19 protein-coding genes are annotated in these 22,676 nt (G+C 71.2%); 16 read left to right on the top strand and 3 right to left on the bottom strand.

Features of this window, described 5'->3' with window-relative positions; translation table 11 throughout:
• The first annotated feature begins 53 nt into the window (after positions 1 to 53).
• From D457_RS0120210 to D457_RS0120135, 16 genes are all read left to right on the top strand, one after another.
• Complete coding sequence (locus tag D457_RS0120210; protein ID WP_017582490.1) at positions 54 to 1,256, top strand: Gfo/Idh/MocA family protein; 1,203 nt, start codon at positions 54 to 56, stop codon at positions 1,254 to 1,256.
• The gene (locus D457_RS0120205) at positions 1,253 to 2,881 is read left to right on the top strand and encodes a sugar ABC transporter ATP-binding protein (protein ID WP_017582489.1); all 1,629 of its coding nucleotides are present in this window, start codon (positions 1,253 to 1,255) and stop codon (positions 2,879 to 2,881) included. Before D457_RS0120210 ends, D457_RS0120205 begins: the two co-directional genes overlap by 4 nt.
• On the top strand, positions 2,878 to 3,987 hold the full coding sequence (locus D457_RS0120200; RefSeq protein ID WP_017582488.1) for an ABC transporter permease: 1,110 nt from the start codon (positions 2,878 to 2,880) through the stop codon (positions 3,985 to 3,987). Before D457_RS0120205 ends, D457_RS0120200 begins: the two co-directional genes overlap by 4 nt.
• A complete protein-coding gene (locus tag D457_RS0120195) occupies positions 3,984 to 5,054 on the top strand; it encodes an ABC transporter permease (protein ID WP_017582487.1) in 1,071 nt (356 codons plus the stop codon). Before D457_RS0120200 ends, D457_RS0120195 begins: the two co-directional genes overlap by 4 nt.
• 5 nt (positions 5,055 to 5,059) lie before the next feature.
• Positions 5,060 to 6,280: a substrate-binding domain-containing protein gene (locus tag D457_RS0120190; RefSeq protein WP_017582486.1), complete on the top strand. Its 1,221-nt coding sequence runs from the start codon at positions 5,060 to 5,062 to the stop codon at positions 6,278 to 6,280.
• Positions 6,281 to 7,177, top strand: a complete 897-nt coding sequence (locus D457_RS0120185) for a sugar phosphate isomerase/epimerase family protein (RefSeq protein ID WP_017582485.1) — start codon at positions 6,281 to 6,283, stop codon at positions 7,175 to 7,177.
• Between the two features lie 170 nt (positions 7,178 to 7,347).
• Positions 7,348 to 11,697, top strand: a complete 4,350-nt coding sequence (locus tag D457_RS0120180; protein ID WP_039831599.1) for a ThuA domain-containing protein — start codon at positions 7,348 to 7,350, stop codon at positions 11,695 to 11,697.
• Between the two features lie 176 nt (positions 11,698 to 11,873).
• Complete coding sequence (locus D457_RS0120175) at positions 11,874 to 12,662, top strand: hypothetical protein (protein WP_017582483.1); 789 nt, start codon at positions 11,874 to 11,876, stop codon at positions 12,660 to 12,662.
• Positions 12,663 to 12,748: 86 nt separating this feature from the next.
• A complete protein-coding gene (locus D457_RS0120170; protein ID WP_017582482.1) occupies positions 12,749 to 13,924 on the top strand; it encodes an inositol-3-phosphate synthase in 1,176 nt (391 codons plus the stop codon).
• Positions 13,921 to 14,802: an SCO3242 family prenyltransferase gene (locus tag D457_RS0120165; protein WP_017582481.1), complete on the top strand. Its 882-nt coding sequence runs from the start codon at positions 13,921 to 13,923 to the stop codon at positions 14,800 to 14,802. Before D457_RS0120170 ends, D457_RS0120165 begins: the two co-directional genes overlap by 4 nt.
• A complete protein-coding gene (locus D457_RS0120160) occupies positions 14,799 to 15,707 on the top strand; it encodes a sugar phosphate isomerase/epimerase family protein (RefSeq protein ID WP_239646166.1) in 909 nt (302 codons plus the stop codon). The genes D457_RS0120165 and D457_RS0120160 overlap by 4 nt, the downstream gene beginning before the upstream one ends.
• Complete coding sequence (locus D457_RS33010) at positions 15,707 to 16,402, top strand: EboA domain-containing protein (protein WP_169542749.1); 696 nt, start codon at positions 15,707 to 15,709, stop codon at positions 16,400 to 16,402. The genes D457_RS0120160 and D457_RS33010 overlap by 1 nt, the downstream gene beginning before the upstream one ends.
• Positions 16,402 to 17,343 carry a TatD family hydrolase gene (locus tag D457_RS0120150; RefSeq protein WP_017582480.1) on the top strand — a complete coding sequence of 314 codons (942 nt, stop codon included), beginning with the start codon at positions 16,402 to 16,404 and terminating at the stop codon, positions 17,341 to 17,343. The genes D457_RS33010 and D457_RS0120150 overlap by 1 nt, the downstream gene beginning before the upstream one ends.
• Positions 17,340 to 18,503, top strand: coding sequence for a metabolite traffic protein EboE (gene eboE / locus D457_RS0120145; RefSeq protein ID WP_017582479.1), 1,164 nt, complete (start codon positions 17,340 to 17,342; stop codon positions 18,501 to 18,503). The genes D457_RS0120150 and eboE overlap by 4 nt, the downstream gene beginning before the upstream one ends.
• 50 nt (positions 18,504 to 18,553) lie before the next feature.
• Positions 18,554 to 19,948, top strand: a complete 1,395-nt coding sequence (locus D457_RS0120140; protein WP_017582478.1) for an alkaline phosphatase family protein — start codon at positions 18,554 to 18,556, stop codon at positions 19,946 to 19,948.
• Between the two features lie 71 nt (positions 19,949 to 20,019).
• Complete coding sequence (locus D457_RS0120135; RefSeq protein WP_017582477.1) at positions 20,020 to 21,024, top strand: sugar phosphate isomerase/epimerase family protein; 1,005 nt, start codon at positions 20,020 to 20,022, stop codon at positions 21,022 to 21,024.
• 66 nt (positions 21,025 to 21,090) lie between these two features.
• Here D457_RS0120135 and D457_RS0120130 read toward each other — a convergent pair whose 3' ends face one another.
• From D457_RS0120130 to D457_RS0120120, 3 genes are all read right to left on the bottom strand, one after another.
• Positions 21,091 to 21,336 (bottom strand): hypothetical protein, encoded by a 246-nt coding sequence (locus D457_RS0120130; protein WP_017582476.1) that lies wholly within the window; start codon positions 21,334 to 21,336, stop codon positions 21,091 to 21,093.
• 61 nt (positions 21,337 to 21,397) lie between these two features.
• The gene (locus tag D457_RS0120125; RefSeq protein ID WP_017582475.1) at positions 21,398 to 21,769 is read right to left on the bottom strand and encodes a hypothetical protein; all 372 of its coding nucleotides are present in this window, start codon (positions 21,767 to 21,769) and stop codon (positions 21,398 to 21,400) included.
• Between the two features lie 98 nt (positions 21,770 to 21,867).
• Positions 21,868 to 22,368, bottom strand: a complete 501-nt coding sequence (locus D457_RS0120120; RefSeq protein WP_017582474.1) for a hypothetical protein — start codon at positions 22,366 to 22,368, stop codon at positions 21,868 to 21,870.
• Positions 22,369 to 22,676 lie beyond the last annotated feature (308 nt).

Raw genomic sequence — 22,676 nt, 5'->3', positions numbered from 1 at the left:
CAACTTATGCTTGACGCTCGACATAAGTCAGACGTAACGTCTCGGACATGTCAGTGAAGAAGGTCACAAGTCTGGGTGACCCCTCATCATCCGGACCGGCCACCCCCGAGGCCTACCGCGCAGCGGTGATCGGCACCGGCTTCATGGGACGGGTCCACTCCCACGCCGTCCGCGCCGGTGGCGGCGAGGTCGTCGGGGTGGCCGGATCCTCCCCCGCCAAGGCCGAACAGTTCCGCGCCGCCCACGGCATCGCCCGAGCCCACGCCGACGCCCTCGAACTCATCCACCGCCCCGACGTGGACGTGGTGCACGTGTGCACCCCCAACCACCTGCACGCCCCGCTGAGCCTGGCCGCACTGGCCGCCGGAAAGCACGTGGTCTGCGAGAAACCGCTGGCCACCGACGCCGACACCGCCCGCGGCCTCACCACGGCCGCCCGCGAGGCCGACCGGGTCGCGGTCGTCCCCTTCGTCTACCGCTTCCACCCCATGGCCCGCGAGGCACGCGCCCAGGTCGCCGCGGGCGCCATCGGCAAGGTCAGCCTCGCCCACGGCGGCTACCTCCAGGACTGGCTCCTCTACCCCGAGGAGGACAACTGGCGGGTGGACCCGCGGGTCGGCGGGCCCACCCGGGCCTTCGGCGACATCGGTTCGCACTGGTGCGACATGCTGGAATTCGTCACCGGCGACCGCATCACCGCGGTCAGTGCACAGACCTCCCGGATCAACGACAGCCGCGGCGAGAACGGCGGCCGTGCCGTCACCACCGAGGACCTGGTGACCTTCCAGTTCGCTACGGCGGGCGGGATACTCGGCAGCGCGGTGATCAGCCAGGTCTCCCCCGGACGCAAGAACCAGCTGGTGCTGGAGGTCTCCGGCACCGAGGGCTCCCTGCGCTTCGACCAGGAACGCCCCGAAACCCTCTGGGCGGGCGGGCGCGGCCGCACCGGGATCATCTCCCGCGACGACCCCGCGCTCAGCCCCGACGCCTCCCGGATGGTCACCCTCCCGGTCGGCCACCCGCAGGGCTACCAGGACTGCTTCAACGCGCTGGTCGCGGACACCGGGGCCGCCATCGCGGGCAAGGAGCCCGAGGGGCTGCCGGTCTTCGCCGACGGCCTGCGGGCCGCCGTCCTGGCCGAGTCCGTGCTGGCCTCGGCCCGGGAGCGCCGCTGGGTGGACGTCCCCGTACCCGAGAGCCCCGCATCCGACGCCTCCGCCGCGCAGGCTCCCACCGCGGAGGTGGACGGGGCATGACCACCGAACCCCTGCTCAGGATGACCGACATCAGCAAGTCCTTCCTGGGTGTGCGGGTCCTGCACGGGGTCGAGCTGGACCTGCGCGCCGGGGAGCTGCACGCCCTGGTCGGTGAGAACGGCGCGGGCAAGTCCACCCTGATGAAGGTGCTGGCCGGGGTGCACCGCGCCGATACCGGCCGGATCGAGCTCGCCGGGGAGGAGGTCTCCTTCGAGCACCCCGTGCAGGCGCAACGCGCCGGGGTGGCCACGGTCTTCCAGGAGTTCAACCTCCTGCCCGAGCGCACGGTCGCGCAGAACGTGTTTCTCGGCCGGGAGACCCGACGCCGCGGCCTGGTCGACGACCGCGCCATGGACCGGGCCACCGCCGAGCTCCTGGCCGAACTCGGCCTGGAGGGCATCGCCCCCTGGTCCAAGGTCCGCTCCCTGTCCGTGGCAGAGCAGCAGGTGGTGGAGATCGTCAAGGCGCTCTCCCACGACGCCCGCGTCATCTCCATGGACGAGCCCACCGCCGCGCTGGCCGACCACGAGGTCGAGGTGCTCTACCGGATCATCGGGCGCCTGCGCGAGCGCGGGGTCGGCATCCTCTACGTCTCGCACCGGCTCAAGGAGATCTTCGACCTCGCGGACACCATCACCGTGCTCAAGGACGGGCAACTGGTGGACACCGTGGCCGCCGAGGAGACCGGTCCGGCCGAACTGGTCCGCAAAATGGTGGGGCGCCCCGTCTCCGCGGTCTTCCCCGACCACCTCGAACCCCACGGCGAGCACGTGGGCGAGGTCCGCCTGTCCGTCTCCGGCGGCGGCAACACCCAGCTGGACGGAATCGACCTGCGGGTGCGCGGCGGTGAGATCGTCGGGCTGGCCGGGCTCCAGGGCAGCGGCCGCACCGAGATCGCGCACGCGCTCTTCGGCATCGACCGCTTCACCCGGGGCGAGGTGCGCGTGGACGGTGAGCGGGTCGAGGTGCGCTCGCCCCGCCAGGCGGTCCGCGCCGGGCTGGCCCTGGTCACCGAGGACCGCAAGGCGCAGGGGCTGTCCCTGAACCAGTCGATCCTGGCCAACGGCCGCCTGGTCCTGGACGCCGTGCTGCCCTTCGGTTCCCGTCAGCGGGCCCAGCGCATCCCCGGCATCCTCTCCTCACTGGAGTTGGTCGCCCGCGGCGGCCACCAGCAGGAGGTGCAGTACCTCTCCGGGGGCAACCAGCAGAAGGTGGTCCTGGCCAAGTGGCTGGCCACCGACCCCGGGGTGATGGTGCTCGACGAGCCCACGCGCGGGATCGACGTCGGTGCCAAACAGGCCGTCTACACGCTGATCCGCGAACTCGCCGCGGCCGGTGTGGCGATCGTCCTGATCAGTTCCGAGCTCCCCGAGCTGATCGGGATGTCCGACCGTCTGGTGGTGCTCGATGACGGCCGTGTGGCCGGAGAGCTGCCCGGCGGTTCCAGTGAGGAGACCGTGATGGCCCTGGCCACCGGCGCGCCGCCCGAGAGCGCGCACGACGACTCCGCCGTGCAGGACCCGCGGATCACCGCGGCGGCCGCCCAGGCCCCCACCCCCACCGACGACAGCGACAACGGTGACAACGGCGGCGCCCGCCCCCACCACGAGGAGGCCGCACCGTGACCCGGGTCGCTACCGCCTCGAGCACCGCCACCCGGAGCCTCGGCTCCCGGCTGGGCACCACCGGCCTGGTCTACCTGGCCCTGGTGGGCGTCCTGCTGGTCAGCTCGGTCTTCGTGGCCGTCCAGGGCGGCAACCTCTTCACCGCCGCCAACACCGTGGACCTGTTCACCCGCAGCAGCCTGCTCGGCTTCCTCGCCATCGGGATGACCCTGGTCATCCTGTGTCGCTCCCTGGACCTGTCGGTCGGCTACGTCGCCGCGCTGTCCACGGTGATCGCGGGGATCACCATGGCTGGGGACCCCTCCAGGATCGTCCTCGGCGTCACCATCACCCTGGGCGTGGCCGCGCTGATCGGCCTGGCCAACGGGCTCGTGGTCACCAAACTGCGGGTCAACCCCTTCATCGCCACCCTGGGGACCGGCCTGATCATCAAGGGCTACCTGGACACCCAGTTCCAGGGGCCGACCGGGTCGATCCCGGCCCAGTTCCAGATGTTCGGTCTCTCCCGGATCGGCGTGCTGCCGGTCTCCACCCTGGTCATGCTGGTCCTGGCCGTGCTCGCCGTGCTGTACCTGCGGCGCACCCGGATGGGCTTCCACATGTACGCCGTGGGCGGTGACGCCGAGGTGGCGCGCCTGTCCGGGGTGCGGCCCGAGCTGCCAGTGATCACCGCGCACGTGCTGTGCTCGGTGATGGCCGGGGTGGCCGGTCTGCTGCTGGCCTCGCGCTTCGGCACCGGCAACACGCTGGTCTACAACAACGGCTACGAGCTGGAGGCCATCGCGGCGGTCGTGCTCGGCGGCACCTACCTGCTGGGCGGTCGCGGCGGGGTCGCCGGGACCGTCGCCGGGGTGTTCATCCTGGCCACGCTGGACACGGTGTTCAACACCCTGGGCGTCGACCCGTTCATCAAGGACGTGCTGCGCGGCACGATCGTGATCGCCGCCGTGGCCATCTACGCCCGCGGGCAGCTCTCCCGAACCGCCGTCCGGGTCCGCTTCCCCTCCGGCGGTACCCCGCCCTCTTCCTCCGGCCCCGGGGATCCACCGGAGCCGCCCTCACCCCCACCCGCGCCGGAACCACTGGCCCAGGGAGGCAGGAAATGACCACCGACACCCGCCTTCCGGACCACCGACCCCCGCGACGCCGTTCCGGCGAACTGCTCTCCCTGCTGCGCAGCGGGACCGGCACCGTCACGGTGCTGCTGGTGCTGATCTTCGTGGTCATCGCCACCCAGAACCCGTCGTTCTTCGAGGGTCCGCCGCTGATGGCCTTCGCGAAGAAGGCCGCCCCGCTGGTGATCCTCGCGATCGGCCAGTACCTGGTGATCGTCTCCGGCGAGTTCGACCTCTCGGTCGGCTCCCTGGTGGGCGCACAGGTGGTGATCGCCGCCCGCCTCATCGACGGCGACGAGGCGATGACCTTCCCGGTGATCGGTCTGATGCTGCTCTTCGGCCTGCTGGTCGGCCTGGTCAACGGCCTGGTCACCACGCTGCTGAGGGTGCCGTCGATCATCACCACGCTCGGCACGATGCTGATCCTCTTCGGTGCCGTGCGCTACTGGACCGGGGGCGCGCCCACCGGTGCCCTGTCGGAGAACTTCCGCGTATTCGGCCGACACGGACTCGACGGCGTCCCGGTGCTCGGCCAGCTGCCCTGGGCGCTGGTCATCGCCGCGGTCCTCACCGTCGGGGCGATCGCGCTGATGCGCTCGCCCTACGGACGCTCCCTGATGGCGACCGGCGACAACGACACCGCCGCCGCCTTCTCCGGGGTCCGGGTGTGGCGGGTGCGCACCCTGGCCTTCGTCGGCTCCTCCCTGATGGCCACCGTCGCCGCCATCCTCATCGGCGGCTTCGCGGGCGTCACCGCCCAGGTCGGTCAGGGGCTGGAGTTCACCGCCATCACCGCCGTCGTCCTCGGCGGAGTGGTGCTGGGCGGCGGCCGCGGCACCGTGGTGGCCGCCGTGCTCGGCGCCCTCACCGTCGAGGCGCTCTTCACCCTGTTCAACCAGCTGTACCTGCCGTCGACCATCCAGCCGACGGCGCAGGGGCTCATCATCATCGCGGCCGTGGCCTACGCCTCGCGCCGCGGCGACCTACGACTACCGGAGCGCCTGCGACGGCGACCGGCCCACCCGACCGAGCAACCGCTCGATTTTTCCAGGAGGTAACCCCCATGCGCGGCACACGCGTACTCCTGGCTGGCGCCGCCAGCCTCGCCCTGATGCTCACCGCCTGTACCACCGACGCCCCCGAAGGCGATCCGGACTCCGCCGACGGCGGGAACGGGGAGGGGAACGGCTCCCTGACCCCGGACGCCGAGTGGTTCGACCAGGCGGAGTTCGACGCCCAGCTCGCCCAGCGCGGCATCACCCCGGAGGGCTCCGACGACGAGCCCTGGATGCAGGCGATCGAGCCGGACTGGATCGACACCTCCGAGTTCGCCATCGACGACCCGGAGGAGGCCACCGTCTGCTTCTCCAACGCGTCGGTGTCCAACCCCTGGCGGGTGACCGGTTTCATCACCATGGAGCAGCAGGTGGAGGCGCTGGTCGATGAGGGCAGGATCGGCGACTTCCGGGTCTCGGACGCGGCCGACGACGACAACCAGCAGATCTCCGACATCCAGGCGTTCGTGGACGCCGGTGACTGCGACGCGATCATCATCTCGCCGTCCACCACCGCCACCCTGACCCCGGCGGTGGAGACCGCCTGCGACAGCGGCGTCCCGGTCATCGTCTTCGACCGCGGGGTGAACTCGGACTGCATGGTCACGTTCATCCACCCGATCGGCGGTTACGCCTACGGCGCCGACGCGGCCGACTTCCTGGTGGAGAACCTGGAGCCCGGCTCGACCGTGCTGGCGCTGCGCATCCTGCCCGGCGTGGACGTGCTGGAGCACCGCTGGGCCGCCGCCCAGCAGATCTTCGGCGACAGCGAGCTGGAGGTCCTGGGCTTCGAGTTCACCGGGGGCGACGGGGCCGCGATCAAGGACCTGGTCTCCCAGCACCTGCAGCGCGGCAGCGTGGACGGCATCTGGATGGACGCCGGTGACGGCGCGGTCGCGGGCCTGGAGGCCTTCGAGGACGCCGGTCAGCCCTACCCGGTGATCGCCGGTGAGGACGAGCTGAGCTTCATGCGCAAGTGGGACGAGGAGGGCCTGACGGCGATCGCCCCGGTCTACTCCAACTTCCAGTGGCGCACCCCGGTGATCGCGGCGGGCATGATCCTGGCTGGCGAGGAGGTCCCCTCCGAGTGGATCCTGCCGCAGGAGCCGATCCGCCAGGACGAGCTCGGCGACTACCTCGACCTCAACTCCGACATGCCCTCCCTGCACTACGCGAAGTTCGGCGGCGAGGACCTGCCGGGCTTCCCCGAGGCCTGGACGGAGCGCTAGATGCGCGCGCTGGGGGTCAACACCTGGGTGTGGACGTCGCCGCTCACCGACGCCGCGCTGGAGCGAATCGCGCCGCGCGTGGCCGACTGGGGGTTCGACGTGCTCGAACTCCCGGTAGAGAACGTCGGCGACTGGGACCCCCGGCGCTCCCGGACCCTGTTGGACGGGCTGGGCCTGGCGACCAGCACCGTGCTGGTGATGGGCCCGGGCCGGGAGCTGGTCGCGACCGATCCGGCCACCCGCGCGGCCACCCAGGACTACCTGAAGCGGGTCGTGGACGCCGCGGCGACGGCCGGTTCCACCGTCGTGGCGGGCCCGGCCTACGCCTCGGTCGGGCGTACGTGGCGGATGTCCCCGTCCGAGCGGGCGGGGCTGCGCGCTGAGCTCACCGAGGCGCTCGCCCCCGTGGTCGACCACGCGTCGGCCGCGGGGGTCCGCATCGCCGTGGAGCCGCTGAACCGGTACGAGACCAGCGTGCTCAACACGGTCGATCAGGCCCTGGAGGCGTTGGCGGACCTGCCCGCGGAGCACTGCGGGCTGGCGCTGGACGTGTACCACATGAATATCGAGGAGCGTGATGTGGCGGCCGCGATCGAGCGGGCCGCCGGAAGGGTCCACCACGTCCAGGTCTGTGCGAACGACCGGGGCACCCCCGGCGCCGACCATCTGGACTGGTCACGGATCGTGACCGCATTGGATAAATCCGGTTACTCAGGCCCCCTGGTCATCGAGTCGTTCACAGCCGAGAATGCCAGCATCGCCACGGCCGCGTCCGTGTGGCGGCCCCTGGCCGCCTCGCAGGACGCGATCGCGGTGGATGGCCTGTCCTTCCTACGTTCGCTCCCCTGTTCACCCCCGACCTCCCTGCCCCAGAAGAAAGGAGCCGCCGTGGACTGATCACACCGATGAGGCGGCCACTCCCCGCTTCCGAACTCGATAGCAGGTACCCCCAGACGGTTCGCACCCGCTACCCGGCCCCTGCCGGACACGCGAACGTTCCCGTCCCTGCCGTCGGCGCCGGCACGCCGCACGGACTCATCGCCCCCCACCCCCAGGTGAGGTTTCCCGTGATCAACAGACCCCTACGAGCGCTGGGCGCCCTAACGGCGAGCATCGCGTTGGCCCTCGGGCTGACGTCGGTCCCGGCACAGGCCGACACGGCCGACGCGGCCGAACAGGACACGTTCACCGCGCTCATCTTCTCCAAGACCACCGGCTTCCGGCATGACTCCATCCCCTACGGCGTCGCCCTCTACGAGGCCCTCGCCGAGGAGCACGGTTTCGAGACCGAGCACACCGAGGACGCCGACATCTTCAACCCGGAGGACCTCGCCCGCTTCGACGCGGTCGTGTGGCTCTCCACCACCGGAGACGTGCTGGACGAGGACCAGCAGGCCGCCTTCCAGGAGTACGTGCGAAACGGCGGCGGATACGCCGGTGTGCACTCCGCCTCCGACACCCACTACGGCTGGGAGTGGTACGGCGACCTGGTCGGCGCGTACTTCGCCAGCCATCCGCCCGGCACCCAGGAAGCCCAGGTCATGGTGAACGACCGGGCCCACCCCTCCACGGAGATGCTTCCGGCGAGTTGGGTGCGGGAGGACGAGTGGTACGACTTCGACGCCAGCCCGCGCGGTGACGTGCACGTCCTGGCGGGGCTGAACGAGGCCTCCTACGAGGACCAGGTCGACCCGGCCGGTCAGATGGGCTTCGACCACCCGATCGCCTGGTGCCAGGTCTACGACGGCGGCCGGTCCTGGTACACCGGCGGCGGCCACACCATCGAGTCCTACTCCGAACCGGAGTTCGCCGACCACCTGCTCGGCGGCCTGCAGTGGGCCGCGGGACAGGCCGAGGGCGACTGCGGCGCGACCCAGTGGGACAACTTCGAGAAGGTCACGCTCGCCCAGGGCGAGGAGAACGTCGGCGAGCCGATGGGCATGGCGGTACTCCCGGACGGCCGGGTCATGCATACCTCCCGTGACGGGCAGGTGTCCCTGTGGTCCCCGGAGACCTACAGCACCAACCCGCTGGCGGACGTGCCCGTCTACGACCACGACGAGGACGGGCTCCAGGGCATCGCGCTCGACCCGGACTTCGAGGAGAACGGGTGGGTGTACCTGTACTACGCGCCCGTGCTGGACGGCGTACCCTCCGGTGCCGCCCCCGAGAACGGTTCCCCGGAGGACTTCGAGCCCTACGAGGCGCACAACAACCTGTCCCGCTTCCAGTTCGTGGACGGTGACTCGCCCTCCCTGGACCTGTCCAGTGAAGAGGTGATCCTGGAAGTCGAGGCCACCCGCGGCATGTGCTGTCACGTCGGCGGTGACATCGGCTTCGACCCGGATGGCAACCTGCTGCTGTCCACCGGCGACGACACCAGCGCGTTCGGTTCGGACGGCTTCAGCCCGCATGACGAAAGGGAGAGCCGCAACCCGGCCTTCGACGCCCAGCGCAGCTCCGGCAACACCAACGACCTGCGCGGCAAGCTCATCCGTATCTCGGTCGACGAGGACGGCGGCTACGGCATCCCCGAGGGCAACCTGTTCCCACCGCAGACCTCCGACGCCGACCTGACCCGGCCCGAGATCTTCGCGATGGGCCTGCGCAACCCGTTCCGCTTCTCCGTGGACCAAGGGGACGGCAGCGTCTACCTCGCCGACTACGGGCCGGACGCGCTGGCGGCCGATCCCGACCGAGGGCCGGAGAACACGGTGACGTGGCACCACATCACCGAGGCGGTCAACATCGGCTGGCCCTACTGCATCGGAAACAACTCCGCCTACAACCACTACGACTTCGGTTCCGGAACGTCCGGGGAGAAGTTCGACTGCGACGCGCCGGTCAACGAGTCCCCGCGCAACACCGGACTCACCGAACTCCCGCCGGTCACCCCCGCGGCGATCTGGTACGGCTACGACGAGTCCGAGGAGTTCCCGCACCTGGGCACGGGCGGGGGTGCCCCCATGGGCGGCCCGGCCTACCACTTCGACCCCGACCTGGAGTCGGACACCAAGTGGCCCGAGTACTACGACGGCATCCCGTTGCTCTACGAGTGGAGCCGCCAGTGGATCAAGCAGGTGCACCTGGACGACGACGGAGGCGTGCTCGACATCACCGAGACCGTCCCGGACATCGACCTGGCCAACCCCATGGACATGGAGTTCGGCCCCGACGGTTCCCTGTACGTGCTGGAGTACGGTTCAGGCTGGTTCGGCGGCTCGGCTGACTCGGCCATCTCCCGAATCGATTACATCGGCGCGGGCAACAGCCCGGTCGCCCGGATCAAGGCGGACACCACCTCCGGCCCGGCCCCGCTGACGGTCGAGTTCGACGGGCAGGACTCCTTCCACCCCGGTGGGCAGGCGATCGACTTCGCCTGGAACTTCGGCGACGGGAACACCTCCACGGAGGTCTCACCCACCCACACCTTCACCGAGGACGGCCGGTACACCGTCACGCTGACGGTGACCGACGCCGAGGAACGCACCGGAACAGCCACGACCACCATCACCGCTGGCAACACGGCCCCGGACGTCGCCTTCCAGAGCCCCAGGGACGGCGAGTTCTTCAGCTGGGGAGACGAGATCCCCTTCCAAGTGTCGGTGGACGACGCCGAGGACGGTTCCATCGGCGACGGCGTCGACTGCGGCGACGTCGAGGTCACCTCGGCTCTGGGCCATGACACGCACGCGCACCCGTGGACCCAGTACGACAGCTGCGAGGGAGTGAGCGCCACCGGTACCGACGGCGCCCACGGCCACGACATGAACATCTTCTGGGTGCTGACCGCCGAGTACACCGACGGCGGCGGCGCCTCGGCACCGCCCCTGACCGGCAGCGACGGGGTCACCCTCAACCCCTCGCGGATGCAGGCGCAGTACTTCCGCAGCAGCCAGGGCGTGCAGACCGAACCCGCGGAGGACTCCCAGGGCGGGCTGCGCAACGTCGCCTGGATTGGGCACGGGGACTGGACCTCCTACGACCCGGTCAACCTGCACGGGGTGGAGGAGATCACCTTCCGGGTCGCCTCGGAGGGGTACGGCGGGACCATCGAGGCCCGCATGGACGCCCCCGACGGCGAACTGCTGGGCGAGGTCGACGTTCCGGTCACCGGCGGGTGGCAGGAGTGGACCGACGTCACTATGGAGGTCACCGACCCGGGCGAGACCATCGCGCTCTACCTGGTGTTCACCGGGGACGACCCCACCGTCACCGACGGGCTGTTCAACCTCAACTACTTCGACGTGAACGCCGACCACGACGGCGGCCACGGGGACGGGCCCGAGACCGAGCTGACCAGCCCGGAGGACGGCGCGACCTACGAGGTGGGCGAGGACGTACCGCTCGCGGCGGAGGTCACCGACCACGGTGACGCCGGGATCGAGGAGGTCACGTTCCTCGTGGACGGGCAGACGGTCGCCACGGTGACCGAGAGCCCCTACGAGGCCACCTGGGAGGACGTCGCCGAGGGCGAGTACTCCGTGAGCGCGGTCGCCACCGACGGCGACGGCGGGACCGGGACCTCGGCCGCGCACACCGTCACGGTCGGCGACGAGCCCGACCCCGTCGAGTGCGCGCCGCCGAACGTGGACGACGGCTACCGCGCCCTGTGGGACGGGGAGTCTCTGGACGGCTGGAACATGGCCGGTCCGGGCGGCTTCGGGATCGTCGACGGCGGCGAGGGCTGCGTCCTGCAGACCGAGGGCGGGATGGGCCTGCTCTGGCACGAGGACGAGCTCGGCTCCTACCGCCTGAAGCTGGACTACCTGACCCACGAGGAGACCGACAACTCCGGTGTCTTCGTCGGGTTCCCCGAACCGGGCGACGACCCCTGGGTCGCGGTCGAGGAGGGCTACGAGATCCAGATTGACCCGTACGGAGCTCCGGACGGCGACCCGCTCACCCGGACCGGGGCCGTCTACAGCTTCCAGGCCGCGGACTCCCACCCGGAGGTCGTGGGCGAGTGGAACACGATGGAGATCGAGGTCGACGACCCGATGATCCGGGTGTGGATCAACGGGGAGCTGGTCAACGAGTTCGAGAGCACCGACCCGGCCCGGGACCTGTCGTCCGGGCAGGTCGGGCTGCAGAACCACGGTGACAACGACCTCGTGTGGTTCCGCGACGTGCAGGTCATCGACCTGGAGGACGAGGCGGAGACCTACACCTTCGCCGAGGTCATCGAGCGGATCGAGGCGATGGTCGAGGAGGGTGTTCTGACCGTCTCCGAGGCGACCCGGCTCACCCGACACCTTGAACTGGCCGAACACCACGTCGGGGTGGACCGCCCGGCACAGGCCGGCCGTTCCCTGGACCGTTTCCGCACGACCGCGCAGAGCGTGGCCGACGACAGCGCACGAGAGGAGTTGGCGGGCCTGGCCGACGGTCTCGAACACCTGACCACGACCACCTAGCACCCGGACAGCAGTACCGCTGAGTACCGCCGAGTACCGCTCGGCCCCCGCTCGGCAGTAGTGCGACGAACCGTGGCGGGGCCGGCCCCCTCCGGCCCCGCCACACCCCTGCGGCGTCGTTCGCACGGCACACGCCGCCCGCAACCCGGCAAGTGTCAACCTGACAGGAGGTGCCCGTGAGCACCGATCCTTTGCACACCGAGAAAGAGAAGGGGAAGGCCCCCGCGTCGGAGGCCGGGGCCCCGGCCCCGCCCCCGGATGGGACCGAGAAGGTCCACTCCGCGAACTCCACCCACACCACCTGGTGGCTGACCGGCGGTTCGGTACTGCTGGTCGGCGCCGTCGTCGCCTCGGTGGTGCTGTTCTTCGGGGGTGGAGACGACACCGTCGCACCGGACCCGGCCCGCGTGGCCGAGCTGGAGGCCTCCGCCGACGCCCGCCACGTCGACCAGGTGGAGAACCTGATCCACCACACCAGAGCCGCGCATGAAGAGCTGGTCCCGGTGCTGTCCTCCCTGAACGAGGTGCTTCCGGCTGACGGCTCCGCCCCGGCCGAGGAGTTCCCGGACGCCGAGGAGATCGACGGCTGGCTCGACACGGTGCGGGGCGCCCGCGGCCACTTCAGCGACTCCGGCTCCGGCAACACCGACTTCAACGTCACCCAAGCCGGGCTGAGCGTCTCCGTGGACCTGCTCGGCTCCGCCATGACCGCCTACCACGCCGCCTCCCGGGCCGAGGGCGACCAGCAGGTGGAGCTGCTCGACCTCGCTTCCGATCTGCGTGACCAGGCGGTCAAGGCCTGGTCCGTGGGCGCCACCCAACTCGACGTGGTGAGCATCGACGCCGGTCACGGCCACATCCACCTGTACCTGCCCGCCGAGCCCGGCAGTGGTGCCCTCCAGCCTGACGAGGCCGAGGAGGGTGAAGGCGCCGTCGGCGACCCGCCCGGACACGACGACCACTAGACGGCGATCGGCGAGAGGACGAGCGGAAAGACACCGCAACACCAGTAGGACCTGCAGAACCCGTATCCCATCCAGGAGGGGAACGCATGACACGTATCGGAGTGTGGTTGGTCGGGGCACGCGGATCGGTCGCCACGACGGCCGTCCTGGGCGCGCTGGCTGTCCGGGCGGGTGCCGCCGAGCGGACCGGGTGCGTCACCGAACGCCCCGAGTTCGCCTCCGCTGACCTGCCCGGACTCGGTGACCTGGTCTTCGGGGGCCACGACGTGGGCGGCACCCGCCTGGCCAAGAGCGCGGAGCCGCTGGCCAGGTCCGGGGTGATCCCACCGCACCTGCCGGCGGCCTTCGCGGAGGAACTCGACGCGGTGGACCGGCGGATCCGTCAGGGCGTGCAGCCGCACACCGAGGGGTTCTCCCGCTGCCACGTGGACCGCCTGGAACAGGACCTGCGCGAGTTCGCCGAGCGCGAGGCGGTGGAGCGCGTCGTGGCCGTCGATCTGTCCAGCACCGAACCCCCTCCGGCACAGACCACCGAGCTCGCCGAACCCGACCTCCTGGAGGCGGCTCTGGACGCGGGGACCGCCCGGGTTCCGGCGAGCTCGGCCTACGCGTACGCGGCCCTGCGCGCGGGGTGCTCCTTCGTGGAGTTCACCCCCAACGCGGGGCCGCGTCCGCCCGCGCTGGCCGTCCTGGCCGAGGAGCTGGGGCTGCCGTGGGCGGGGTCGGACGGCAAGACCGGGGAGACCCTGGTCAAGAGCGTGCTCGCGCCGATGTTCGCGGCCCGGGCGCTGCGGGTGCGCTCGTGGTCCTCCACCAACCTCCTGGGCGGCGGCGACGGCGCGACCCTCTCCGACCCCGCCAGCAACAGCAACAAGACCGCTTCCAAGGCCCGGGGCCTGGAGCACCTGCTGGGGCACCCGGTGAACGGGCCCCTGCACATCGACTACGTGCCCGACCTGGGCGACACCAAGACCGCCTGGGACCACGTGTCCTTCGAGGGGTTCTTGGGCGCCCGGATGAGCCTGCAGTTCACGTGGTCGGGCTACGACTCGGCGCTGGCCGCACCGCTGGTGCTGGACCTGGCCCGGCTGACCGCGCACGCCCACCGGGCCGGGCGGGTCGGCGTCGTTCCGGAGCTGGGGTTCTTCTTCAAGGACCCGGCCGGGAGCGAGGTGCACGGCCTCATGGAGCAGTGGCGGGCGCTCACCGACTGGTGCTCCGAACCTGCGCCCGGACCGGCGGAAGGGGGTGAGCGCGGATGAGCAGGAAGCTCCGCGCCCTGGCCCGGCTGGTACGTCTGCCCGCCGCCCTGACCGTGATCGGCGACAGCCTCACCGGGGCCGCCGCGGCCGGGCGGCTGCACACACCCCGCACCTGGGCACTGCCCGTCGCCTCGGTCTGCCTGTACTGGGCCGGGATGGCCCTCAACGACTACGCCGACCGTGACCTGGACGCGGTCGAGCGCCCCGAACGTCCCATCCCCTCCGGGTCGGTGAGCCCCGGCGAGGCGCTCACGGTCGCGACGGGGCTCACGGCGGCCGGGGTGGGTGTGGCCGCGCTGGCCGGTGGACGCCGGACCGCGCTGGTCGCCACCACCCTGGCCGCCACCGTGTGGGCCTACGACCTTGTCCTCAAACCCACCCCGCTGGCCCCGTTGGGCATGGCGGTCAACCGGGGGCTGGACGTGCTGCTCGGTGCGGGCGACCGTACGTGCGCGGCGGCGCTCCCGGCCGCGGCCATGGCCGTGCACACCTTCGGGGTGACGGCGCTGAGCCGGGGAGAGGTCCACGGCACCAGCCCCGCGGCGGCCGCCGGTGCGCTGGCCTGCACCCTGACCGGGGCGGCCACGGCGGCCTACCCGGCGCGCACGGCTCCCGCCACCACACGGGGTTCGGTGGGCGAGGTGGCCGCCGGGGCCTTCGCCGGCTCCTACGCCGCGGCCGTGGGGCTGGCCCAGGGGCGGGCGCTGAACGAGCCCTCCGCCGAGCACGCGCGGGAGGCGACCGGGGTGGGCATCCGCGGAATGATCCCTCTCCAGGCCGCGCTGCTGTCCCGGTACGGGGCGGTGGGAACCGCCTGCGCGCTGGCGGTCGGCGCGCCCGTGGCGGCGAAGGGCTCCAAGGCGGTGTCGGTCACGTGAGCGACGACCTGAGCAGCAGACCGCGACATGGCATGAAGTTCGGTTACGGCACCAACGGCTTCTGGGATCACCGGTTGGACGACGCCCTGGCGATCATCGCCGACCTCGGCTATGAGGGGGTCGGGCTGACTCTGGACCACCCGCACCTGGACCCGTTCTCGCTGGACGTTAACGCCCGGGTGCGCAAGGTCGGCCGCAGGCTGGACGCGCTGGGCCTGGCGGTGGTCGTGGAGACCGGTGCCCGCTACCTGCTGGACCCGCGGCGCAAGCACGAACCCACCCTGGTCTCGGGAAGAGACCGCGACGTGCGGGTGGACCTGCTGCGCCGGGCGGTCCGGATCGCCGACGCGTTGGGGGCGCGGGCGGTGTCCTTCTGGTCGGGCATCCTCCCGGCCGACGCCACCTGCGAACAGGGCTGGGACCGGCTCACCGCCGAGGTGTCGAAGGTCCTGGAGACCGCCGAGGAGTTCGGGGTGGACCTGGCCTTCGAACCCGAGCCGGGCATGTTCGCCGAGCGGCTGTCCGACGCGCTGGAGCTGCGGCGCAGGCTGGGCTGGCCCGAACGGCTCAAGGTGACGCTGGACGTGGGGCACGGAGTGTGCAACGAGCCCGACGGCCCCGAGGGCGCGGTGACCCGGGCCGGATCGCTGATCGCCAACGTGCAGCTGGACGACATGCGCCCGCACGTGCACGAGCACCTGGAGTTCGGCGAGGGCGACATCGACCTGGCCGGGGTGCTGGGCGCCCTGGACCGGGTCGGCTACACGGGGTTGGCCGCGGTGGAACTGCCACGGCACGGACATGCGGCCCCGCTGGTCGCCGAGCGGGCCAAGAAGGCGATCGACACGGCCTGGGAGCGGGTCCTGCGGGAACGGGCTCCACGGGAGCGGAGGGAGTCGGCGTGATGAACGCGAACGGGCATGACGACCTTCCGGACGTCGCGGTCCTGCTGGAGGAACCGGCTCTCGCCGCGCTGAACGAGCTCCGCGCCGAGGTGGCCGGGCGCCCCAAACGCGTGGCCGTGCTCTTCCCGGCGGCGGCGCGGCGGGTGGTCCGTGGACCTGGGCCATCCGGCGACCCCACCGGGACGGAGGGGCCGACCCTGGAGGACCTGGTGCGCGCGGATCTGCTGCGCGTGTTGTCGGAGGTCCTGCCACCGGGCGACCTGGCCCGGGAGATCGAGGGCCTCTATGAGTACGGCGACGCCGACGAACGCCGCGCGGTCCTGCGCGGGCTCTGCGGTCTGGGCGCGACCAGTCGGGCACCGGAGGTCGCCGCCGTTTCCCGCCGACTGCTCGCGGACGCCATGCGCACCAACGACACCCGGCTGGTGGCGGCGGCCGCCGCCAGCGGGGCCCAGGACCTGCTCGACGACCACTCCTGGCGCCAGACCGTGCTCAAATGCCTGTTCGTCGGGGTGCCGCTGCGCCTGGTGGCGGGGTTGGCGGGACGGGCCGACGCCGAGCTGGCCCGCATGTGCGCGGACTTCGCCCGCGAGCGCGAGCGCGCGGGCCGGGCGGTCCCCGCCGACGTCCACCTCGTCCTGGAACGGTTCCCGACCGTCTCGACGAACCCGGCCCCTCGCTCCCCGGAGGCATAATGCGTATCTTCGACCCGCACATCCACATGACCTCCCGGACCACCGCCGACTACCGGGCGATGTACGACGCCGGGGTACGCGCGCTGGTGGAACCGGCATTCTGGCTGGGTCAGCCGCGTACCAGCGTGGGCTCCTTCCGCGACTACTTCGACGGCCTGGTCGGGTGGGAGCGCTTCCGAGCCGCGCAGTTCGGTATCCGCCACCACTGCACCATCGCGCTCAACCCCAAGGAGGCCAACGACCCCCGCCTGGCCGGAGTGCTCGACATCCTCCCCCGCTACCTAGCCAAGGACGGGGTGGTGGCCGTCGGTGAAGTGGGTTTCGACTCACGCACCTCCGAGGAGGAGAAGGCATTCCGGCACCAGCTGGAACTGGCGAGGGAGTTCGGGCTCCCGGTGCTGGTGCACACCCCGCACCGGGACAAGGTCGAGGGCACCCGGCACACCCTGCGGCTGATCGCCGAGTCCGGAATCGCCCCCGAGATGGTCCTGGTGGACCACCTCAACGAGAGCACCGTGGAGATGGTGCTCGACTCCGGGTGCGTGCTGGGCTTCTCCATCTACCCGGACACCAAGATGTCCCCGGACCGGATGGTGCGGATCCTGTCCGAGCACGGCCTGGACCGGATGGTGGTCAACTCGGCGGCGGACTGGGGGCACAGCGACCCGCTGACAACCCTGTACACCGGGCAGAAGATGCTCGCGGCGGGGTTCACCGCAGACGACGTGGACCGCGTGCTGTGGCGCAACCCGGTGGAGTTCTACGGCCGCAGCGGCCGCCTGTTGCTGGAGGACGCCACGGGCTCCGGGACCGCACCGGCCACCTTCTCCGGCAACTCGATCCTGCGCGGCGAACGCCCGGAGCAGGCTTCGGAAACAGATCCGGATGCAGGGACGGCAGCGGGTCCGAAAACGCAGGGTCCAGAAGGGGGCGCCGCGTGAGGTTCCGGCATCCCGACGGCACCGTCGTCCATCTGGCCTACTGCACCAACGTCCACCCGGCCGAGGACCTCGACGGCGTCCTGCGCCAGATCCGGGTGTTTGGCGGCGGGGTCCGCGCCGCCCTGGGCGCCGACCTGCTCGGCCTCGGCCTGTGGCTGCCCGCGCCGCTGGCCCGCGAACTGGCCGCGGACCCCGCTCAGACCGACCGGCTGCGCAAGCGCATGGAGGCGGCCGGGCTGGAGACCGTCACCCTCAACGCCTTCCCCTACACCGGCTTCCACGCCCCCGTGGTCAAGCACGCCGTGTACAGCCCGGACTGGACCGAGCGCGCCCGCCTGGACTACACCGTGGACTGTGCCAGGGTCCTGGCCCGGCTGATGCCCGACGACGCCGCCCGCGGCAGCGTCTCCACCCTGCCCCTGGCCTGGCGCGAACCCTGGGGGCCCGAACGCCTGACGGCCGCCCGCGACCACCTCACCGAACTCTCCGCGGTACTGGACGAGCTGGCCGACGCCGGGCGCCCGGTCCGGGTGGGCCTGGAACCCGAACCTGGCTGCGTCGTGGAGACCACCCGGGACGCCGCACGCCTACTCACCGGCCTGCCCCCGCACCTGGGCGTGTGCCTGGACACCTGCCACCTGGCCGTGGGTTTCGAGGAGCCACGCACCGCGCTAAGCCGCCTGGCCGACGCCGGGCTTGCGGTGGTCAAGACCCAGGCGTCGGCCGCCGTGGAAGCCCACGACCCGAGCGATCCGGCGACCCGCACCGCCCTGTCCGCCTTCCGGGAGGACCGCTTCCTGCACCAGACCCGCGAACTCCTGGGTGGGCGCACCCGGGGCCGCGACGACCTCCCCGAGGCCCTCGACGGGCCCCGGCCCCTACAGGGGCACGGCCCCTGGCGCACCCACTTCCACGCCCCCCTGCACTCCCCCGCCGCCGCACCCCTGCGCGGCACCGCCGACCACCTCACCGAAACCCTCGCCCACCTGCTGGGGCCCGGCGGCGCCCGCACCGACCACGTGGAGGTGGAGACCTACACCTGGTCGGTACTGCCCGAGGCCCTGCGGCCGATCGGTGAGGACGGCCTCATCGCCGGGATCGCCGCCGAGCTGGCCTGGGCCCGTGACCGGCTCACCGACCTCGGCCTCACCCCGCTCTGAACCCGGCCCCGGACTCACCCCGCTCCAGCCCTCGCACGGAAAGGACCGCCATGACCGATCGACGCCTCCTCGTCGTGAACGCGGTCGGGCTTACCCCCCGCCTCCTCGAACACGCACCGCGCCTGCGCACCTTGGCCGACCGCGGTTGGCAGGCCACCCTGGACACCGTCCTGCCCGCCGTCACCTGCACCGTGCAGTCCACCTTCCTGACCGGCGCTGACCCCGCCGACCACGGCGCCGTCGCCAACGGCTGGTACTTCCGGGACCTGGGCGAGGTGTACCTGTGGCGCCAGCACAACCGCCTGGTCCGGGGCGAGAAGGTGTGGGAGACCGCCCGCCGCCACCGGCCGGGCTTTCGCACCGCCAACATCTGCTGGTGGTACGCCATGGGCGCCACCACCGACTGGACGGTCACGCCGCGGCCGGTCTACCACGCGGACGGGCGTAAATCCCCGGACTGCTACACCCGGCCGGTCGCCCTGCACGACGAACTCACCTCGGAGCTGGGCCCTTTCCCGCTGTTCAACTACTGGGGACCGACCGCCTCGATCCGCTCCACCGAGTGGATCGTCGCCGCCACCCGCAAGCTCCTGCCCCGGGCCGACCTGACCCTCTGCTACGTCCCGCACCTGGACTACGACCTCCAGCGCTTCGGCCCCGGCTCCGCGCAGGCCCGGCAGGCGGTGCGCGACCTGGACGCCGCGCTCGCCCCGCTGCTCGACGACGCCGAGGCGGCCGGGACCGCCGTCATGGTGCTCAGCGAGTACGGGATCACCCCCGCCGACCGGCCGGTACACGTCAACCGGCTGCTGCGTGAGGCGGGCTTCCTGGAGGTCTACACCCAGGAGGGCATGGAGTACCTGGACCCATGGGCTTCCCGGGCCTTCGCGGTCGCCGACCACCAGTGCGCGCACGTGTACGTCCCGGACCCCGCCGACCTGCCCGAGGTCGCCGAACTCCTGCGAGGGCTGGACGGGGTGGAGCTGGTCCTGGACCGCGAGGCCCAGGCCGGGTACGGGCTCGACCACGAACGCTCCGGGGAGCTGGTCCTGTTCACCGGACCCGGCGCCTGGTTCACCTACTACTACTGGCTGCGCGACGAATCGGCCCCCGACTTCGCGCGCGGCGTCGACATCCACCGCAAACCCGGGTACGACCCGGCCGAACTCTTCCTGGACCCCTCCGACCCGCTGGTCAAGGCGCGGGCGGCGGCCAACCTGTTCCGTAAGAAGGTCGGCCTGCGCTACACGATGAACGTCGTCCCCCTGGACCCGGGCTGTGTCCGGGGCACGCACGGGCGCCCGCACGAGTCCCCCGAGGACGGGCCCCTGCTGCTGTGCACCGATCCCTCCCTGGCCCGGGACCGCATCGCGGCCACCGAGGTCCGCGACCTCATGCTCGGCCTCGTCGGTGTGCCGGCACCGGCGGGGCCGACCCCGCTCTGAGCTGTCCGGCCCCGTACCGGACCGGCGCCCAACCGGCCACACCCCACCCCGACCACCACGGAGGTAGTCCGATGACCAGACCGGTCACTCTCTTCACCGGCCAGTGGGCCGACCTGCCCTTCGAGGAAGTGTGCGCGCTTGCCTCGTCCTGGGGCTACGACGGACTAGAGATCGCCTGCTGGGGCGACCACCTGGACGTCACCCGGGCCGCCGCGGACGACGCCTACGTCCAGGAGCGCCTGGACATCCTCAAACGCCACGGCCTCAGTGTGTGGGCCATCTCGAACCACCTCCTCGGCCAAGCGGTCTGCGACGACCCCATCGACCAGCGCCACCAGGACATCCTGCCGTCCCGGATCTGGGGCGACGGCGACCCGGAGGGGGTGCGCCGGCGCGCCGCCGAGGAGATGAAGCTGACCGCCCGGGCCGCGGCGAAGCTGGGCGTGTCCACGGTGGTGGGCTTCACCGGTTCGGCGATCTGGAAGTACGTGGCGATGTTCCCGCCGGTGGGCGAGGACGTCATCAGGGCGGGCTACCAGGACTTCGCCGACCGCTGGAACCCGATCCTGGACGTGTTCGACGAGGTGGGCGTGCGGTTCGCACACGAGGTGCACCCGTCCGAGATCGCCTACGACTACTGGTCGACCCAGGCCGCCCTGGAGGCTGTGGGCCACCGGGAGGCCTTCGGGCTGAACTGGGACCCCAGCCACATGGTGTGGCAGGACATCGACCCGGTCGGTTTCCTGTGGGACTTCCGGGACCGCATCTACCACGTGGACTGCAAGGACGCCCGCAAACGCGTGGGTAACGGCCGCAACGGGCGGCTGGGCTCCCACCTGCCCTGGGGCGACCCGCGCCGCGGCTGGGACTTCGTGTCCACCGGCCGCGGCGACGTGCCCTGGGAGGCCTGCTTCCGCGTGCTGAACTCGATCGGCTACGAGGGGCCGATCTCCGTCGAGTGGGAGGACGCGGGCATGGACCGCCTCACCGGCGCCGCAGAGGCGGTCAGGTTCGTCCGGGCCAACGCCTTCGACCCGCCCGAGTCCTCCTTCGACTCGGCCTTCGGCTCCGGCTGACACACTGATCTGATGAACTGCTGATCCTCGCCCCGGCGCCACGCGGAGGCCCTCGTGGCGCCGGGCTCACATCATCGGGGCGATGACCACGCGGTAGCGGCCGCCGTCGGGGGTGTGCACGTCGTGGCGGAAGTCGTTGACGCGGTTGACCGAGCGCTGCACGGCGTCGCTCTCGAAGGCGCTGGTGTCCACCGTCGGCAGGTGCTCGCGCAGGGCGAGTAGCGCCTCGTCCACGGACATGGCGGTGCCCCGGTGTTCCGTGGTGATGTGGTGGCCGTCGTCGGTGAGCCGACTGATCGCGATCCGGAACATGGCCGGTCTCCCTGCGCGGTCGGGGGGTGGTCACCGCAATCCTGCCCCCTGGCCAACGGGCTCAGACCTCCAAGGTCTCCTCGATGCTCTTGAGGCGGTGCCGGGCCAGGGCCAGGTTGCCCCGGGTGCGGTCCAGGGCCAGGTAGAGGAAGAGCCCCTGCCCCTTGCGGCTGGTGAGCGGGCGGATGATGTGGTACTGCCCGGACAGGGTGATGAGGATGTCCTCGATCGCGTCGTTGAGGCCCAGCTGGTCCATGGTCCGCATCTTGGCCCGGACCACCTCGGTGTTACCGGCGGCGGCGACGGTGAGGTCCAGCGACTTGTTCGTGGAGAGCGTTCCGAGGGCCATCCCGCTGCTGTAGTCGACCACGGCGGCACCGACCGCCCCGTCGATCTCCATCATTTCCTTGAGCCCGGCTTCGATGTTCGGCATGTCCTTCTCTTTCCTTTGGTTGAGCCGACGCAGCACTCTCCGGTCGGCGATCCAACGACGCAGTCCCGAAGCGCGGTGGCGCGGGGCGGTGCCACCGGTCACGCGACCACCGTTCCGGCCCGGAACCGCCCCAGGGACAGGGAACGCAGTGCGGTCAGGACGCGTTCCAGCACCGGGCGCTCCACTGTGACCAGGGCACGGGGCCGAACCTGACCGCCACGGCCCCGACGCGGCGGGCGGTCCTGCTCCCGGCGCGGGACCTCGGCGGTGTCGGCGAGGTTGCGCAGGCGGTGCAGGGCGAAGCCGAGGCTGCCCCGATTCCGGTCCAGGCGTACCTGGACGCAGAACTCGGAGCCGCGCAGGACCGCGAAGAGCAGGTGGTGGTCGCCCTCGGTGACGACCACGTCCTCCACCACCTGGGTGGCGCAGAGCGGACCGCCGTGGATGGCCTGCAGGATCGCAGACGTGCCCATGACCCGGTCGCTCTCATCACTGCCGACACAGTTCAGGACACGGCTGTCACGCCAGTCGACGAGGCAGACACTGCACACCCCGGGCGTCTGGAGCATCTCCCGCATCTGCTGGTCGATGGCGAGCACGGCGTTCCTCCCCTGATCCGGGTCTGCTGGGACCGGTCCGCTGGCGGATCGAAAAACGTCCTTCGGGGACAGCACGAGAATAGGACCACGGACTCGCGCGCGCAGGGTTTTCCGGCATTTATCGCGTCTTGGCTGGTTAATCAGTCGGGCGGCCGGAAAATGCGACAGGGGAATTTTCTACTGAATATGCGGTTCGCGCACCAGGAAAGCAGCGAACAGCATCAATGATCCCGTCAGCGGTGTCTGAGTGATTTCACGCGCTTCGGGACTTCCGCCACCGGACCGGAACGGCGGAGCCCCGCCGTAAG

The sequence above is a fragment of the Nocardiopsis valliformis DSM 45023 genome, from assembly GCF_000340985.1.
GTDB classification, from domain to species: Bacteria; Actinomycetota; Actinomycetes; order Streptosporangiales; family Streptosporangiaceae; genus Nocardiopsis; species Nocardiopsis exhalans.
Note: the sequence above shows the minus strand (reverse complement) of the source record. Positions and strands in the feature narration are given on the sequence as shown.

Coding starts and splice junctions, on each gene's coding strand:
- D457_RS0120205 (WP_017582489.1), top strand. CDS start 1,253: ATGACCACCGAACCCCTGCTCAGGATGACCGACATCAGCAAGTCCTTC.
- D457_RS0120195 (WP_017582487.1), top strand. CDS start 3,984: ATGACCACCGACACCCGCCTTCCGGACCACCGACCCCCGCGACGCCGT.
- D457_RS0120190 (WP_017582486.1), top strand. CDS start 5,060: ATGCGCGGCACACGCGTACTCCTGGCTGGCGCCGCCAGCCTCGCCCTG.
- D457_RS0120185 (WP_017582485.1), top strand. CDS start 6,281: ATGCGCGCGCTGGGGGTCAACACCTGGGTGTGGACGTCGCCGCTCACC.
- D457_RS0120170 (WP_017582482.1), top strand. CDS start 12,749: ATGACACGTATCGGAGTGTGGTTGGTCGGGGCACGCGGATCGGTCGCC.
- D457_RS0120165 (WP_017582481.1), top strand. CDS start 13,921: ATGAGCAGGAAGCTCCGCGCCCTGGCCCGGCTGGTACGTCTGCCCGCC.
- D457_RS33010 (WP_169542749.1), top strand. CDS start 15,707: ATGAACGCGAACGGGCATGACGACCTTCCGGACGTCGCGGTCCTGCTG.
- D457_RS0120150 (WP_017582480.1), top strand. CDS start 16,402: ATGCGTATCTTCGACCCGCACATCCACATGACCTCCCGGACCACCGCC.
- D457_RS0120140 (WP_017582478.1), top strand. CDS start 18,554: ATGACCGATCGACGCCTCCTCGTCGTGAACGCGGTCGGGCTTACCCCC.
- D457_RS0120135 (WP_017582477.1), top strand. CDS start 20,020: ATGACCAGACCGGTCACTCTCTTCACCGGCCAGTGGGCCGACCTGCCC.
- D457_RS0120130 (WP_017582476.1), bottom strand. CDS start 21,336: ATGTTCCGGATCGCGATCAGTCGGCTCACCGACGACGGCCACCACATC.
- D457_RS0120125 (WP_017582475.1), bottom strand. CDS start 21,769: ATGCCGAACATCGAAGCCGGGCTCAAGGAAATGATGGAGATCGACGGG.